Origin of the sequence: Mucilaginibacter sp. NFR10, assembly GCF_900100445.1 — a bacterium.
Lineage (GTDB): Bacteria > Bacteroidota > Bacteroidia > Sphingobacteriales > Sphingobacteriaceae > Mucilaginibacter > Mucilaginibacter rubeus.
The window spans coordinates 1-16,214 of the sequence record NZ_FMTV01000018.1; the positions used below are offsets into that span (position 1 = coordinate 1).

Sequence of the window (16,214 nt, forward strand, 5' to 3'; positions counted from 1 at the left end):
ATGCAGCGATGAACCATGAACTATCAACCACAAACAAACAACAAAGCTGTTGTTTTCTCTACATTCAATTCCTTCTTTCAATAATATGTCATTTATGAGGCTGAAAGGCCAAAGGATAAAGGCGAAAGGTAAGAAACCTTTAACCTTTTACCTTTAAGCTTTCACCTTAATAAAAAGAAATTCAGGTGCCTATATCGGCGGTGTCTACCTCTTCCCATTCCGAACAGAGAAGTCAAGCCCGCCAGAGCCGATGGTACTGCGGTAAAACGTGGGAGAGTAGGTCGGTGCCACCCTTTATCACCTTCAATGGTGCAACATTGCAAAAGCCTTAGCTAATAACTAAGGCTTTTTTGCGTTATTAGACTTTGGGGATTCTCCTATCCCAAGCCATGCCAACTGTAGCCAATCTCTGCTTTCCACTGACCCTCAAACCACGTTAGGGATAGGAGCGGATACCGGCCTGTGGCTAATGCCCGTGCAGTATGAGCGCATAGCCCGGCCACAGGCAACGCCCAAAGAAATCATTGTTGTATTTAACTTTACGTTGGCCCGCTTAGTTGCCGCGGGTTGGCTTTGTTCTTTTTCTTAACAAAATGAACAAAGTCCGATCGATAGCAAGATAACGAACACCATCACCAATAAACATTTCATTACCATATTATTTTGCTATTTTTAAAGTATATACCTAAACATATGCTTACAGCAGAACAAGCCGCGCTTTGGCAAAAGATCCTGGATTTTCAATTGGATGATCCTGAAGCTGCTTTCAAATTTTCCGAACGCCTGGCGCGCGAGAATGGGTGGGACTTAGTTTATACCCGTAGAGTGATTGCTGAATACAAACGTTTTATTTTTCTTTGTTGTATCTCCGAACATGGTATAACACCTTCCGATGCTATTGATCAGGCCTGGCACCTGCATTTAACTTTTACCCGGTCATATTGGATAGATCTTTGCCGTGACACACTCGGAAGGGAGATCCATCATAATCCTACTAAAGGTGGAAATAGCGAAGCAGTAAAGTATGACACGTTTTATACTGATACCGGCCAATTATATTTTAACTGTTTTAACGAACAGTCGCCTGCTGATATCTGGCCTGGAAACGAAGTGCGCTTTAAAGAGATTAATTTTCAACGAGTGAACCTGGATAAATATTGGCTTATCCGTAAACCTCGACGAATTAAAGTATTGTTGTTGATGGGGATGTTGATCCTTGTTTCATGGATATGCATACAGGCCTCAGATAATGATATTTTTATATTAATTTTCCTGGTACTGTTTGTTGGTGTTACCATATTAAGTTATCATAGTGAAGGGCGCAATGATGATAAACGGGACCGTGACGGTAATGGTGGTGGGACTGGTTGTAGTACCGTCGGCTGCGGAGCTGATAGTAGTTTCGATTCGGGCCATCATGGACATTCTGGTCATGGGTGTCATAGCGGCGGGGGCAGTGGATGTGGAAGCGGTTGCTCAGGGTGCTCTGCTTCAGGATGTAGTGGTTGCAGCAGCCATTAAGTTAATCAGCTACCTAATGCCTCAAAAATCTCAGCCGAGAGCAGTCCACTCCCTCCGCCAAAATGCTGAACTATTTTAATGCTGGGTTTTTCGGCACAAAAATATTCATTCAATTTATATTCCGATATCTCATCAACACCACCACCTAATAGCACGAGTTTAAAATCCCGCGTACTGAATGCCGCAATGGCCTCCTCATCGCTGAGGCAGCCTGTTGCGTTCCAATTAGGATTATTGTTTAACAGCCGTACCACGGTAGCCAGTATTTCGGGGTGACGGCCAACTACCAGTATCTGCGTCTTTTCCATGATCTTAAAATTTCATTGGTACATCAATCAACAAAAACTCTGAATCTGTACCTGCTTCAACGGTAAATTTGTCGGTATCCCAAATACCCAAAGCATCGCGACTATTTAAAGTTTCGCCATTAATAATCACTTCGCCGCTTAACACAAACGTATAAACGCCGTTGCCCTCTTTCTTGATGCTGTATTCGGTGCTTACTCCTTTGTCAAACTTGCCTAAATGAAACCATGCGTCCTGATGGATCCACACACCTGCATCGTCGGGACTGGGGGATAATACCTGTTGTAGTTTGTTATGGCGGTCTTCAAGATTTAATGAAATCTGATCGTAACGAGGTTCTACATTTCTTTTATTAGGGTAGATCCAGATCTGCAAAAATTTCACTTCGCTGGTACGGTCAAAATTATATTCGCTGTGAAAAATTCCGGTGCCGGCGCTCATAGCTTGGATATCTCCGTTTTTGATAACAGCTACATTGTTCATGCTGTCCTTATGCTCCAGATCACCCTCCAGCGGAATGGATATAATCTCCATATTATCATGCGGGTGTTTGCCGAAACCCATACCCGGATCAACGGTATCATCGTTCAACACCCTCAACGCGCCAAAGTTCATCCGTTGAGGATTGTAATAACCAGCAAAACTAAATGATTGGTAGCTGTGTAACCATCCGTGGTCTGCATGTCCGCGGGTGTTGGCTTTATGTAAAATGGTCTGTGCCATGGTGTGTTTCCTTTAAATTGTAATACAAAGTTAAAGGGTCGTTGGTTGGCGGCACTTGATGTAGGTTAAGAAAATTGGAGAGTAGTTGATTAGGTGGGTGGAGAGTAGTTGTTTATTGCGTATAAAACCACTCTCTAATCAACCCAATCAACCATTCATCTATCTTTTCCTCACCATTTCGCTTTTCATCCGGCTAAAAAACTCGGGGGTTACACCTATATAGGAGGCTATTTGTTTTTGTGGGAGATGATCTATCAGTGTAGGGTAGCGTTTGCAAAAATTATAATAACGGTCTTCGGCGGTAAGGCTCAGACTATCGATAAGACGCTGCTGACTGGCTACCAGTGAGTTTTCGGTCAGGATCCTGAAAAAGTGCTCAAACTTAGGTATCTGTATATATAATTTTTCCTGGTTGGCTTTTGATAGCAGCAGCACATCGGTATCTTCTAAAGCTTCGATATTTTGTATGCCTGGTTTCTGCGAAATGAGGCTATACATATCTGCTATCCACCAATCGGCAGGGGCAAAACTTAATACGTGTTCGATACCACTTTTATCTACGGTATAGCCTCGCAAACAACCGGCCGTTACAAAAGCCGAATACTTGCATACTTCACCATAAGTAAGCAAAAACTGTTTGCGTTTTATTTTTTTAGGCTGTAAATAAGCCGTAAAAATTTCCTGTTCTTCGCGGGTTAGGTGAATGTGTTTTTCGAGATTGTTAAGTATCAGATTAAGCGGCATATGCAAAAATGTGGTTTATTTAGCTTATTTACCGAAGAATGGGCAATTAATCTATCCTGTTTTTTACGGTTACAGGGCATTATTTAATAATTTTTAAATTAGCTTTATCAACCGCAGGTAAGCCATGCCAAAATATGTGCATGTTATGCTTATAAAGCGGTATGGATAGCAAAAAATTATCAATATGATTGTGAATGGCTTTTTAATCAAGGCCTGAAGCATAAACAAATAAACCTGGAACGCATTACCAATTACTGCGTTAAATGATTTTAAAGATAAGTTTTATGGTGAAAAATTATTTTTTAACGATCTGCCTGTGTGTTATTGTTGCTTCGTTTGTTGATGCGCAGCAAAAATTTAACGGTCTTGATGTTGGGCTCAGCAACCTTTATCGTACGTCTGACGCTAAGACACGGTCTATCAGTCCCGAAAATTTTACCGGCGAAAAAGGTAAAGGTGGTATGGCCACAACAGGTACAGGCGCTAACGCATCCCGCGACTTAGGCCAGACCTGGAAAGTAAGCCCAAGCGTTGTCATCAAAAAGCATACAACTTTTACCGTCGCTGAAATTAACGGATCGGGCGCTATTCAGCATATCTGGATGACGCCAACCGGCAATTGGCGTTATTCCATAATCCGTTTTTACTGGGACGATGAAACTACCCCGTCAGTTGAGGTGCCCGTGGGCGACTTTTTTTGTATGGGTTGGGGTAAATACGCGCCGGTAAGTTCCCTTGCCGTTGCAGTAAACCCCGGCAGCGCTTTTAACTGCTACTGGCCAATGCCGTTTCGCAAAAAATGCCGCATCACCATGGAAAATATCGACGATGCGGATATGGTTCTCTATTACCAGGTGGATTATACCCTGACCGATGTACCCGAGGATGCGGGCTATTTTCACGCGCAGTTTCGCAGGGTAAACCCGTTACCTTATAAAAAAGATTTCGTTTTGGTGGATAGTATCAAAGGCAAAGGGCAATATGTTGGTACTTACATAGCTTATGGCTCAAACAAAAATGGCTGGTGGGGCGAAGGGGAGATCAAATTTTTTATGGATGGTGATACCAAGTTTCCTACTATAAATGGAACAGGGACAGAAGATTATTTTTGCGGATCGTATGATTTTGATACCCGCCATAAAGATGCCAATGGGAAAGAAAAACCGGGAACGGAGTACACCGAATTTTGCAGCCCTTACAGCGGTTTGCCCCAGGTGATCCGCGGCGATGGGCACTATGAAATTGCACAACGTTTCGGCATGTACCGCTGGCATATTGTTGATCCTATCCGCTTTGAAAAAAGCCTGAAGGTTACCATACAGGCCTTGGGTTGGCGGCACGATGGCCGGTACATGCCCCTGCAGGATGATATCGCTTCAACCGTGTTCTGGTATCAAACCGGCGAACATGGCCCTTTCCCTAAATTTCCCTCAAAAGACGAACTGGAAGTAAACTAATGAAACTATATAAACTTGCCAAAGGCAGCCTATTGCAACATAACGGTTCATCATATATTATTGATGATGAATGGGATAAACTGATCAACAGGGATGGTTTAGCGGCTTACCTGGAAACGATCACTGCTGATACTACGGCTTTAAGCGCCGAGGTGGAGAATGAATATCTAAACGGCAAAATATTGCCACCGATTGGTACCCAGGAAGTATGGGCCGCCGGCGTAACTTATTTACGTAGCCGTGACGCCCGCATGGAAGAATCGGAAACAGGGGCGAGTTTATATGATAAGGTTTATGATGCACCCCGGCCTGAACTTTTTTTCAAAGCGCTTGCTCATCGGGTATCCGGGCATAACGGAGAGGTTTATATCCGCAAAGACTCGGAGTGGGATGTGCCGGAGCCTGAACTTACGCTATTTGTGAATAGCGATGGTAATATCCAGGGATATACCATTGGAAATGATATGAGCTCGCGGAGTATCGAGGGCGAAAATGCATTGTACCTGCCACAGGCTAAAGTTTATGAAAAAAGCGCCGCGCTTGGGCCATGCTTATATGTTACCTCGTCGCCAATTCCGGGGGAAACAGTCATCAGCATGAAAATTAAGCGAAATGGTACCATCGTTTTTGAAGACGAAACAACGGTGTCGCGCATTAAACGTTCTTTTACCGAGCTTACCGGCTATTTGTACAGTGAATGTGATTTTCCTAACGGATGCTTTTTAATGACGGGCACCTGCCTGGTGCCGCCGCCAAGTTTTACTTTGCAAGCCGGCGACGTTGTGGAGATCAGTATTGACCATATCGGCACAATGGTGAATGTGATTGGCTTAAATCCTAAACATAAATAAGCGGTATGGTGCAGCTTTTAAAAAAGTCATCATTAGTTTTGCTGTTTGCCGCTTCGGTGTCGTGTACCATGCGCAACCCTCAACTACCCATGAAAGGAACTTTTGGATCTGATCTTGATTTTTTAAAAGCAAAGGATAGTGTTATCGTTTTAAAAGATGGCAGCGGTTTAGGGCAGGTGATCGTATCGCCCAAATATCAGGCAAAGGTTTTTACATCTACCGCTGATGGTTTAAATGGTAAAAGTTTCGGATGGATCAAGTATGAAACATTCGATTTGAAACAGCCAGACCCGCATATGAATGCCTTTGGCGGTGAAGATCGCCTGTGGCTTGGGCCGGAAGGCGGGCAATTCTCGCTTTTCTTTAAGCCGGGCACCAAAATGGAGTTTGCCAATTGGCATACGCCGGCTGCTGTTGATAATGAAAGTTGGGAACTCATTTCAGCTTCGGATAAAAAGGTATCGATGAGCAAAAGCACCCATCTGCAAAATTATGCCGGCACCGAATTATCCATAAAGCTGGAGCGTGATGTGGAGATCATGGAGCCAAGAGCAATTCAGCAAGTATTAAGTATTGATGCGGATACAGCTGTAAAAACAGTTGGTTTTAATACTGTAAATTCCCTCATTAATGTAGGAGATAAAGCTTGGGATAAAGCTACAGGCGCACCTTGTTTGTGGAATTTAGATATGTTTACCCCGTCGCCAAAAGTGGTGATTGTAGTTCCCTATAATGAAAATGCGAAAGGGAAAGTAGCCACTACCAATTATTTCGGCGAGATTCCGAAGGATAGGATCACTTATAAAAACGGCATTCTGCTGTTTAAGGCCGATGGCAAAAGTCGCGGTAAACTGGGCATCCCACCTCATCGTGCGAAAAATATAGCCGGTAGTTATGATGCCGAAAACGACGTGTTGACCATCACCATGTTTGATGTGGATAGTACAGCATCCTACCTAAACCAGGAATGGAAAACAGATACTGCGCCTTACAGCGGCGACGCGGTAAATGCTTATAACGATGGCCCACTGGCCAATAGTAAACAAATGGGGCCTTTTTATGAGATAGAAAGCGTATCACCCGCCGCGTTCCTGAAGCCGGGCGAAAAGCTTACACATAAACATAGCGTATTTCATTTTACCGGTAATAAAACAGCATTAAACAAAATAGCATTAAAAACACTGGGGATTTCTCTGGATGATATTTCAGCGACATTTAAATAACAGATCAATATATAATCAACCATAAACACTAATGTCAAAAAACAACGCCCTGTTCGCAGTAGCATTAATTACCTCCCTGTTCTTTATCTGGGGGTTCGCGCTCAATCTTAATCCAATCTTAATTCCACACTTAAAAAAAGCCTGTCAGCTTAATGACCTGCAATCCTCACTGATCGATTCGGCATCCTATATTGCCTATTTTATATTACCCATTCCGGCCGCGCAGTTCATGAAAAAATATGGCTACAAGGGTGGGATCATCTTAGGTTTGATACTTTTTTCAACAGGAGCATTCCTGTTTTTCCCTGCTGCTGCGGTACGCAACTACGCGTTCTTTTTAGCAGCGTTATTCATTGTGTTTTCGGGAGCGGCCTTTTTGGAAACGGCAGCTAATCCTTATATAACGGTGTTAGGTGATCCGGCTGGTGCTGAAAGAAGGATCAACTTTTCACAATCATTTAACGGATTGGCTGCTACCTTGGCTCCGCTTGTTGGTGGCAATTATATTTTATCGGGCAAAGTGTTAACAGATGCGGAATCAAGCAAAATGTCGCCCGAGCAGCTGAATGAATATCTTAATCATGAAGCATCGTCTGTACAAATTCCTTTTGTGGTAATCGGCGCAGTGGTGCTTGTAGTTGCATTCTTAATTTATCGTACGCACTTCCCGCCAATTGTTGAAGAAACCAGTGAAGAGGCAGTTAACGACAACCGTTCGCTTGGTGTAAGGATAAGCGAGCTGTTGCATGTGAAAAGTTTAAGGGCCGGTATCTTTGCTGAGTTTTTATATGTAGGGGCACAGGCTGGTATAAGTAGTTTCTTTATCCGCTATTCAGAAAAAGTAGCCGGATTTGCCGAAAAACCAGCTTCTTTTTATCTCACTATCGCTTCTGCAGGTTTCATGGCAGGCAGGTTTATTGGTACATTGCTCATGCGTTATTTTAACCCGGTTAAACTGCTCATCACTTATGCGATTATTAACATTTTCCTGATAGCTATGGCTGTAACGCTAAAAGGCGAAGTCGCAGTTTACGCGTTAATGTGTACCTGGTTCTTTATGTCGATCATGTTCCCGACTATTTTCTCGTTAAGTATCCGTGGCCTGGGCGCTAAAACTAAACTTGGTTCATCATTGGTAATCATGGGCATTGTAGGCGGTGCCATTTTCCCGGTAATCATGGGGCGGGTTTCTGACGCAACACACAGCATTCAATGGGCTTACGTTGTGCCTGGCATTTGCTTTTTTGGCATCCTGATCTTTGCTATCAACAACCATAAAGTTAAAAAGCTAACCTTATCAGGTTCGCATTAATATTTGATCTATCTATTATAAAAAAATGAATTTACAACTTACAGATAAGGTAATTATAGTTACCGGCGGCGCCAAGGGCATAGGCGAAGGCATAGTGAAAGTGTTAGCTGCCGAGGGTGCTATCCCGGTTATAATAGGCCGCGGTGAGGCTGATAACCTGAAAACGGTTGAAGCTATAGCAACAGCAGGGCATAAGGCGTACCAGGTAGTGGCCGAACTTACTGACCCTAAAGCATGCGAAAATGCGGTTAATGAAGTAATAATAAAATTTGGCCGTATCGATGGCTTAGTGAATAATGCCGGAGTAAATGATGGTGTTGGCCTGGAAAGCGGCGACTACGAAGGGTTCATGGCCTCGCTGCATAAAAACGTGGTGCATTATTACCTGATGGCGCATCATGCCTTGCCTGAACTGAAAAAATCAAAAGGGGCTATCCTCAACATTACTTCAAAAACTGCGGATACCGGCCAGGGAAATACCTCGGGTTACGCGGCATCAAACGGTGGCCGTAACGCGCTTACCCGCGAATGGGCGGTTGAGCTTTTGAAATACGGCATCCGTGTAAACGCGCTGGTAGTGGCCGAATGCTGGACACCGCTTTACGCTAATTGGATCAAAACCCTGCCCGATCCTCAGGGGAAATTGAAAGAGATCGAATCAAAGATCCCATTGGGCAACCGGATGACCACTGCCGAGGAAATTGCCAATACCGTAGCGTTTTTATTGTCGCCGGTATCAAGCCATACTACCGGTCAGCTAATTTATGTTGATGGCGGCTATGTGCATTTGGACAGGGCGCTGGCTAACGCGTAAAGGTATATAAGAAAAAAGCGCCCGTGAAGACACTGGCGCTTGGATATGATCTGAGAAAGCTTGCCTTTAGAAGACTTACGAAGTTTCAAAAACTTCGTAAGTCTGGTTTTCGCACTAACGTTCTCCTCCTACAACGAAAATCCTTTTAAATACTGCTTTGCATAAGTTTCGCCCCAATCTTTCATGGCGTTTTGCAGTACAGTAAGGAAGCTTTTGTTATTACCTGCTTTCCCTTTTTTAGGTGCTGAGAGGGATTTTTCATCTACCGGTTGTTCGGTGACCTTGGTGGCAAACCAGGTTATGTTTTCATGGGGCAATGAAACTCCTAATATCATACCCGGCAAACCATTAAATGATTCGGGGCCACCGGAAACAGGGATCTCATCGGTATAAAAAGCTACTACATAGATAGAATCAAGTATGAGGCCGTTTGCTCTGCGACAGTTATAACCGGCAATCTCCCTGTTTTCGCCGGTTAGTTTCCATTTAATGTGCCTTGTGGTATCCTTTACCAGGAAGGTTTCTTCAAATACCTTCTTTTGGCTGGTGCTTAAACCCGTATTATAATCGGTGTAAATGGTATTATTCTGTACAGCCATCGGCAGTTCGTCGCCAAAATTGTTGGGAGTGTATTCCGGTTCAATAGGAGTAAACAAGGTTTGATTATTGCCAAATTTTAATGAGCTTTTCAAAACCTTAAACTGTGGCTTATTTTTCTTGTACTGATCATACATAGGCTGGTACCAGCTTTCATTATCCTTGTTGATCAGTTTTTGCAGCATGGCCCACATATTTGATGTTTTGTTATACTCAATGGTACCGTGAAAAGTAAAATGCTTATTGCCCTGCGCAAGCAAAACGTTCGCGATTAATAGCAATACGGTTGTTAAGGTTAAAATCTTTTTCATGATAGGTTATTTTTTAGGTGTACCGCCTCCAACTTTGTTAAAATCCCAGGTGAGGGTGAACATGAAGTACCTCCTTATAGTGGTGTAACGTTCTTGCGTAATGATGTTTGATGCGCCGGTACGGTTATAACCGATATTTTGATTTAACAAATCATTGCCCGAAATGGTTGCTTTCAGCGCGTCTTTAAAAAATGTGCGCGCTATATTGGCATTTAACAGGAAGCGCCTGAAATCCTGATCAGGGAAAGATTTTGTCGGAGCGTTATAGGTGTAGTTTCCATCCGATCCGAACTGGAATTTTCCCGGAAGGTAAATGTTGAAGCCTCCGTTGGCGTTAAATCCGCGTCCGTTATTATTTAGTGCGGAATTTAACGACGATGAGTTGATCGTGTAGGTAGGGCCCGCCGAAATCCAGGCATCGTACTTTTTCTCTTTATATTTAGAAAGCCGGATACTTCCCGAATAGTTATATGATTTGGTTTTGTTTAGCGTATCATTCTGGAAATTATAGTAGCCACTACCGTTAGCTGATAACTCGAAACCAGCGTTAATACCTATTCCCGGTATTTTTCTTTCAAAATAGCTATTTGCCCAAAAAGTGCTGGTTGAGTGGTTTTTTAAATTTGATGGCTTATAGGTAATAACACCAGAGGTATCGCGTACAGCATTGGTTACAATGGGGTTACTGGTTGTTGAGTACGAACCGCTGATCCAGATATATTGATTGCTGATAACTTTATACGAGTTATAGCTGATGTTGTAACGGTTGGTGAATGACGGTTTCAGGTCTGCGTTACCTGTTTGTATGTTCAATTGGTCGTTATTTATCCTAACCGGTTGGATCTGATCAATGCTGGGTGGCGAAGTATTGCCATTGTAGCTTAAACGAATGCTTGATTGCTTGGTAAATTTGTACTGGAAGCTGGCTTGCGGGTACCAGTTGGTGAAATTACGTGTTAAATCAGGTGTACGACCAAATTCATCAACCTGCTTAAACTTAACTCCGGCTATTTTGGTGCCAAAGTTAAATGTGAATTTTTGTTTCTGAATGTTAAATACCGCGCCTCCCTGGTTTGATAATTGGTTTAGTTTATAATCGCTGCTATAAATGCTATCTAAAACCGAATAAACACCAGCTGTGGCAGATGGTTTATTGAAGCTGCGCCTATCGTTGTTAGCATTATTTACTGCTATCATATAACTCAAAGCCAGCGTAAAATCTTTAGCGAGGGGTTCGGTATAAGTTATGTTAGTGCTGATATTTGTGCTTTGAGTTTTATTAGCTTTATACTGATCGGTAACTGTATCCCTTAAATGTTCGCCGTTTGCCGGATTGTAGTAACCAAGAGTTGATTTCAGGAAGCCTTTCGAATCACTTTCATTAAGGCTTGTTCTGAAGTTTACTGATAACGTGCGGCTTTTCTTTTTGAATTTTTTGGTATAGAAGGCACTGGCATTAAATACCTTGCCGTCAACATTGGCGCTATTATCCTGATCGTTGGTGTTGGTAAGGTTACCATTTAGAAGACGGTTTTGTGTTTGGAATGAGCTTTTGGTATCGCTGTGTCTTAAAGTTCCGTCGGCCGTAACTTTTAGGTTCTGCATCGAATCGATCTTTAACTGGTAATTCAGGTCGAGTTTTTGGCGAAACAGGTAATTGTGATTTGTTTGATCGGTGTTAACAGTTGTAATATTACCAGGAAAGTTATTTAGTGTTTGGGTGTTCTTTGTCCCATCAACCGTAAGTGACCCTATTTTATAATTGGTATTTAGAGATTCCTTATCGCCGTTCCATTTGGTATCGTAATGTACGCCACCAGTACGCGCTATCGGTTTACCTTCGCCATCATATCGGCCACTAAAACTATCAAGATCATCACCTCCGCCGCTATAGAAGTAAAAACCACCATCGTCGCTCATTTCCATGCCGCTACCGCCGCCATATTTATTATTATCTTCCCAGCCTAAACCTGTTTTACCGTTATTGCCCAGCGTACCATAAACTGAAAACTTCTGCTTTCCCTTAAAGCGGTTAAATAAAGCCTGCCCCTGGTAATAGCCATCGGTGCCTATGCCACCATCAAGCTTGCCGAAGTAGCCGTTCTTTTTATCTTCCTTAAGTTTAATATTGATGGTTTTGTCTTTCACGCCATCATCAATACCTGTAAACGCAGCCTGATCGCTCTTCTTGTCGTAAAGCTGTACCTTATCCACCATATCGGCACGAAGATTTTTGGTAACCAGGGTAGGGTCATCTCCAAAAAATTCCTCACCGTCAACCAATACTTTTTTTACGGTTTGGCCTTGCGCCGTGATCTTGCCGTCTTTATCTACTTCAATGCCAGGCAGTTGTTTCAGCAGGTCTTCAACTTTTGAGTTGGGCTGGATATTGTAGGCTGCAGGATTAAACTCGGTGGTATCGCCCTTAATTTTGATGGCAGCCGCTTTTCCTTTTACAATCACTTCCTGTAAAAGACGCTCTTTAAGCAGCATGCTGATTCGGCCGAAGTTGTGTGTGGTATGCGCCGAATCCAACGTAAAACGTTCTACAAAATCAGCATAACCGGGGTAAGTGGCCAGTACAATGAACTTGCCCTTACTTAAATTGTTAATGGCAAATGTACCATCCTCTTTAACACGGGTAAATTTTTGAAGGATGGAATCTTTAGCGGTTATAACGCTGATGCTGGCGTTTGCTAATTTAGAATTAGAAACGGTATCGGCTATAATTCCTTTAATGCTGTAATTGGTTTGGGCTGACAAGCTTACTGTGCCCACAAGAAATAGCAGTACTCCAATAATTGTGATTTTCATAAGGTCGATTATGAAAGCCAAAATATAACTAAATAGTTAGTTGTGCAAGCGATTTAACATTTTATACTGTAGATTTAACATTTCATCGCCAAAATTTAACATTTGGTCGTGGCTGGATGGGTTAAATATGGGAGGCTGTGTCTGGGCGTGGACTAACCGGGCCAATAATGACGCCGGTAATACTAATCGGGATGGCCTCCAATAAAATTATTGCGGGTTCGATCTAATTGCACATTCATCGGCAAACAGACGGCCGAAATGATGAAAATCCGCCACCTGCGGTACCCAAAAAATGTATAATTTAGCATATTATTCTAACCTGAATGCTGTCCTGATCAGCAAGTTTAAACATGTATTATAAATGGTGGAAAAAAGTAAGGTTTTAATGCTTTCAAAAAGGGCATGTAAGCTTGTATTGCTTTTTATACTGCTGTCTGCAACTGAGAGCAGGGGGCAGGGGTTGCAGTTTGGTTCAAATGACAGCCTGATGAGCAAGCGCACCTCTTATCAGGTTTTTAAGGATGATCTGCCAACTTTTCATGATCACCTGGCCATTGGTTTCGACCTTTCATTGTGGGACAACCAGCACCTTGGCTATATTTTAAACTTAACTGATGATAAGGGTAACTCCTACAGTCTGAGTGCGATTTATAATCATGGTTCGTTCCTCAATTTCAATATTGATAGCCGGAGTAATAAACTCAGCATCCCCCTTGCCGATACTATGCTGAAACGGCGTAAATGGTTTAAGGTGATTGTTGATCTTGATCTCAAAGGCGATAAAGTAGGCATATCCATAAACGGAAAATGGTACCGGGCAGCAGGATTAGGTTTTAACGGTAAAATAACCGCGAAGATCACCTTTGGCAAAAACGAACATTATTCGGATGTGCCGAATATGGCCATTAAAAATCTGGTTGTCAGCAACGATGATAAATCCTATACCTTCCTGCTTAGCGAATGGACCGGGAATGATGTTTTTACGGTTGACGGAGATAATCTGGGGCACGTTGATAACCCGGCATGGCTTATCAACGAATCGTACTTTTGGAAACAGAAATTCGTGCACACTTTTAACGAGGTTGCAGGGATCAACTTTAATGAAAAAAATGAGCAGTTCTTTATCTTCAAAAGTGATTCCCTGATGTTTTATGATGCCGGGCGGGATGCAGTAGAAACAAAACCCTTCAAAAATAAACTGGCAGTACCCTTGCACCTGGGCAAAAGTATTGTAAACCTTAAGGAGAATGAATGCTATTTGTATGAAGTACTTAGGGCCCCGCAGCCTTCTCCAAGTATCGCTTCTTTTAACCTGGACAGCCTTAGCTGGGATTTTTATGGTAAGGCGACCATAACGGAGCAAAGGCATCATCATAATATTTTTTACGATAAGGACTTTAACAACTTTTACCTTTTTGGCGGGTACGGCTCTTTTAAATACTATAATAACTTTTTTAAATACGATAAAGCCGCAGATACCTGGCAGCAACAAAGTTTTACCGGCGATGTGATCAACCCCCGGTTCTTTTCGGCTGCAAGTACGGCCGATCAAAACAACGATGTTTACATTTTTGGCGGCTACGGCAACCAGTCGGGCAACCAGGTAGTAGGCGGGATGCACTATTATGACCTGTACCGGATTAACCTGGATAAGCATAGCATAAAAAAGCTCTGGGAGATCAAGCCGGATGAAGAAGCATTTGTACCAGCCAATAATCTCATTGTATCAAAGGATAAGCAGTTTCTTTATGTACTATGCTATCCGCACGAACGGCCCAAAACGAGTTTACGTCTGTACAAATTTTCAATAAAAGATGGTTCATACCAGGTAGTAAGCGGTACCATCCCGGTTGTGTCCGAACGGATAGAAACAGACCATAACCTGTTTTATAATGCTAAGCAGGATGTATTTTATTGTACTACACAGGAGTTTGAAACTCCGTCGCGATCAACCATAAAAATCTTTGCACTTACCGCGCCGCCCGTGAGCCAGGAGGCATTTGTGGTTGCCCACCAGCCCAAAAGCAAATCTTTTACTTTATACAGGATATTGGGTGGCGCGTCTGCATTTGTATTGTTATGCGGAATTGTCATGTTTTTCTTAAGGCGGAGAAAGGATAACGATGAACCCGTTACTGTTAAGGAGGAGCGTATTGCCGAACAAAAAATTGAAACTGAAATGGGTAACAAAGCCAACGCTGTTTACCTCCTGGGCGAGTTTACTGTTTATGATAAAAATAAACGGGATATTACTTACCTGTTCAGTCCCAAGATCAAGCAGCTGTTTATTCTTATTTTGTTGAACAGTCGCGAAAAGAACGGTGTGATATCAAAAAAGATCTCCACTACGCTATGGCCTGATAAGGATGTGGTCAAAACTAAGAATATTCGCGGTGTAACCATCAATCACCTCCGTAACATACTTTCGGATATAGATGGCCTGGAACTTGCCTTTTTAAATGATACCTATAGCTTTATCAGCACCGAAGATTTTTATTGCGATTATTTTGTGGTGAGGGAAGCACTTAAACAAACTAATGTTGGTGAACCCTCTGCCTTCAATTATCTCGACTTAGTTGCCCGTGGCGGGCTATTGCAGCATATTCCTGAAATTTGGCTTGATGATTTTAAGCAGGAGTACGAAGAAGCGCTGATGCCGGCTATTTTGCCGGTAATAAAAAAGGCTTATGATGCTTTTGATTATAAAAAAGCGCTGGAGATAGCCCGCATTGTGTTGAATATCGATCCTTTTAATGATATCGGTATTAAGTTTAAGCTCAAAGCCCTGAGGCGTACTAAAGGCATTGAACATGCCCGGAAAGTTTATGAGGAGTTTAGCGCTGAATATGAAAAGTCATTAGGCGAAGAATACCCAGTCCCTTTCGAAAAGATCTGTTCTAATAAGTCTGATCCGCGCTAATAATGATGTTGTAATGAAGACTTTTGGGTACGAAATCCTGAAAGCAGAATGCTCAAAGATTAATTATAATATCTTGATTATCAATGCGTTTAATTTATTTAATGGACTCGTTTTATAAAGAAAATGAATGTTTTGTGAATATATTCTACTAAATATATAGATTTAATAGAATATTTATATATTTGCAGCAGATTAGTTTGCAAATGGGGTTCATTTTTAAACTAAATGGCAGGTGCTGGCCGGCAGCAAACGGATGGTTCGATTCCACCCCTGCATCTCTTCTCATCTCATGATTTATGTTTTATAATTGGTTAGCAAAAAGAGTATTCCTGCCCATCAGGAACTCTTTTGCCTTTTTGGGGAGGGTCTAAGTGGCATGTTAAATTATATGACTCTAACGGAAAAATAAATTAATCAAAGAAGGCCTGTCACCCTGAGCCCGTCGAAGGGTCGTGCGCAGAGGCCTTGCCCGTCATGCTTCGACGAGCTACCCATGACAAGATAAAAAATGTGGTTTTTCGCAGCAGATCAGCTTCGGGTGAAAACGAACAGAACGATGCTGGGCGGTGCGGCTGCAGGGGCATAGCAAGTTTTTGCAGAAGCGGAGGCATTGCGTGCGAA

12 protein-coding genes and 1 rRNA gene are annotated in these 16,214 nt (G+C 42.6%); 8 read left to right on the forward strand and 5 right to left on the reverse strand.

From position 1 onward, the window contains the following. The first annotated feature begins 181 nt into the window (after positions 1–181). Positions 182–293, forward strand: a 5S ribosomal RNA gene (gene rrf / locus BLP33_RS26820). A 400-nt stretch (positions 294–693) separates the two neighbouring features. Continuing rightward, positions 694–1,521, forward strand: a complete 828-nt coding sequence (locus BLP33_RS27605) for a glycine-rich domain-containing protein (RefSeq protein ID WP_175490129.1) — start codon at positions 694–696, stop codon at positions 1,519–1,521. Between the two features lie 5 nt (positions 1,522–1,526). Here the strand turns inward: BLP33_RS27605 and BLP33_RS26830 are convergent, their stop codons facing one another. From BLP33_RS26830 to BLP33_RS26840, 3 genes are all read right to left on the reverse strand, one after another. Further along, on the reverse strand, positions 1,527–1,829 hold the full coding sequence (locus tag BLP33_RS26830; protein ID WP_090534982.1) for a hypothetical protein: 303 nt from the start codon (positions 1,827–1,829) through the stop codon (positions 1,527–1,529). A gap of 4 nt (positions 1,830–1,833) precedes the next feature. After that, a complete protein-coding gene (locus BLP33_RS26835; RefSeq protein ID WP_090534984.1) occupies positions 1,834–2,550 on the reverse strand; it encodes a pirin family protein in 717 nt (238 codons plus the stop codon). A 159-nt stretch (positions 2,551–2,709) separates the two neighbouring features. Further along, entirely contained in the window at positions 2,710–3,294 is a 585-nt protein-coding gene (locus BLP33_RS26840; RefSeq protein WP_090534986.1) for a Crp/Fnr family transcriptional regulator, read from the reverse strand. Between the two features lie 284 nt (positions 3,295–3,578). Between BLP33_RS26840 and BLP33_RS26845 the strand changes: the two genes are divergently transcribed. The 5 genes from BLP33_RS26845 to BLP33_RS26865 are packed head-to-tail and all read left to right on the forward strand — an operon-like array spanning position 3,579 to position 8,951. Continuing rightward, entirely contained in the window at positions 3,579–4,751 is a 1,173-nt protein-coding gene (locus tag BLP33_RS26845; RefSeq protein ID WP_254780285.1) for a glycoside hydrolase family 172 protein, read from the forward strand. Then, a complete protein-coding gene (locus BLP33_RS26850; RefSeq protein ID WP_090534989.1) occupies positions 4,751–5,602 on the forward strand; it encodes a fumarylacetoacetate hydrolase family protein in 852 nt (283 codons plus the stop codon). The genes BLP33_RS26845 and BLP33_RS26850 overlap by 1 nt, the downstream gene beginning before the upstream one ends. A 5-nt stretch (positions 5,603–5,607) precedes the next feature. Continuing rightward, complete coding sequence (locus BLP33_RS26855) at positions 5,608–6,825, forward strand: DUF6786 family protein (RefSeq protein ID WP_090534991.1); 1,218 nt, start codon at positions 5,608–5,610, stop codon at positions 6,823–6,825. A 31-nt stretch (positions 6,826–6,856) separates the two neighbouring features. After that, on the forward strand, positions 6,857–8,137 hold the full coding sequence (fucP, locus tag BLP33_RS26860; RefSeq protein ID WP_090534993.1) for an L-fucose:H+ symporter permease: 1,281 nt from the start codon (positions 6,857–6,859) through the stop codon (positions 8,135–8,137). A gap of 25 nt (positions 8,138–8,162) precedes the next feature. Next, positions 8,163–8,951 carry an SDR family oxidoreductase gene (locus tag BLP33_RS26865; RefSeq protein WP_090534995.1) on the forward strand — a complete coding sequence of 263 codons (789 nt, stop codon included), beginning with the start codon at positions 8,163–8,165 and terminating at the stop codon, positions 8,949–8,951. A gap of 128 nt (positions 8,952–9,079) precedes the next feature. Here the strand turns inward: BLP33_RS26865 and BLP33_RS26870 are convergent, their stop codons facing one another. Further along, positions 9,080–9,859: a GLPGLI family protein gene (locus BLP33_RS26870; protein ID WP_090534996.1), complete on the reverse strand. Its 780-nt coding sequence runs from the start codon at positions 9,857–9,859 to the stop codon at positions 9,080–9,082. Between the two features lie 6 nt (positions 9,860–9,865). Next, positions 9,866–12,673, reverse strand: a complete 2,808-nt coding sequence (locus tag BLP33_RS26875) for an outer membrane beta-barrel family protein (protein WP_090534998.1) — start codon at positions 12,671–12,673, stop codon at positions 9,866–9,868. A gap of 361 nt (positions 12,674–13,034) precedes the next feature. Between BLP33_RS26875 and BLP33_RS26880 the strand changes: the two genes are divergently transcribed. Next, positions 13,035–15,593: a Kelch repeat-containing protein gene (locus BLP33_RS26880; RefSeq protein WP_090534999.1), complete on the forward strand. Its 2,559-nt coding sequence runs from the start codon at positions 13,035–13,037 to the stop codon at positions 15,591–15,593. The last annotated feature ends 621 nt before the right edge of the window (positions 15,594–16,214 follow it).

What these genes read in the sequence shown, in the direction of transcription:
- BLP33_RS27605 (WP_175490129.1), top strand. Translation starts at nt 694, where the DNA reads ATGCTTACAGCAGAACAAGCCGCGCTTTGGCAAAAGATCCTGGATTTT.
- BLP33_RS26830 (WP_090534982.1), bottom strand. Translation starts at nt 1,829, where the DNA reads ATGGAAAAGACGCAGATACTGGTAGTTGGCCGTCACCCCGAAATACTG.
- BLP33_RS26835 (WP_090534984.1), bottom strand. Translation starts at nt 2,550, where the DNA reads ATGGCACAGACCATTTTACATAAAGCCAACACCCGCGGACATGCAGAC.
- BLP33_RS26840 (WP_090534986.1), bottom strand. Translation starts at nt 3,294, where the DNA reads ATGCCGCTTAATCTGATACTTAACAATCTCGAAAAACACATTCACCTA.
- BLP33_RS26845 (WP_254780285.1), top strand. Translation starts at nt 3,579, where the DNA reads ATGGTGAAAAATTATTTTTTAACGATCTGCCTGTGTGTTATTGTTGCT.
- BLP33_RS26850 (WP_090534989.1), top strand. Translation starts at nt 4,751, where the DNA reads ATGAAACTATATAAACTTGCCAAAGGCAGCCTATTGCAACATAACGGT.
- BLP33_RS26855 (WP_090534991.1), top strand. Translation starts at nt 5,608, where the DNA reads ATGGTGCAGCTTTTAAAAAAGTCATCATTAGTTTTGCTGTTTGCCGCT.
- fucP (WP_090534993.1), top strand. Translation starts at nt 6,857, where the DNA reads ATGTCAAAAAACAACGCCCTGTTCGCAGTAGCATTAATTACCTCCCTG.
- BLP33_RS26865 (WP_090534995.1), top strand. Translation starts at nt 8,163, where the DNA reads ATGAATTTACAACTTACAGATAAGGTAATTATAGTTACCGGCGGCGCC.
- BLP33_RS26870 (WP_090534996.1), bottom strand. Translation starts at nt 9,859, where the DNA reads ATGAAAAAGATTTTAACCTTAACAACCGTATTGCTATTAATCGCGAAC.
- BLP33_RS26875 (WP_090534998.1), bottom strand. Translation starts at nt 12,673, where the DNA reads ATGAAAATCACAATTATTGGAGTACTGCTATTTCTTGTGGGCACAGTA.
- BLP33_RS26880 (WP_090534999.1), top strand. Translation starts at nt 13,035, where the DNA reads ATGGTGGAAAAAAGTAAGGTTTTAATGCTTTCAAAAAGGGCATGTAAG.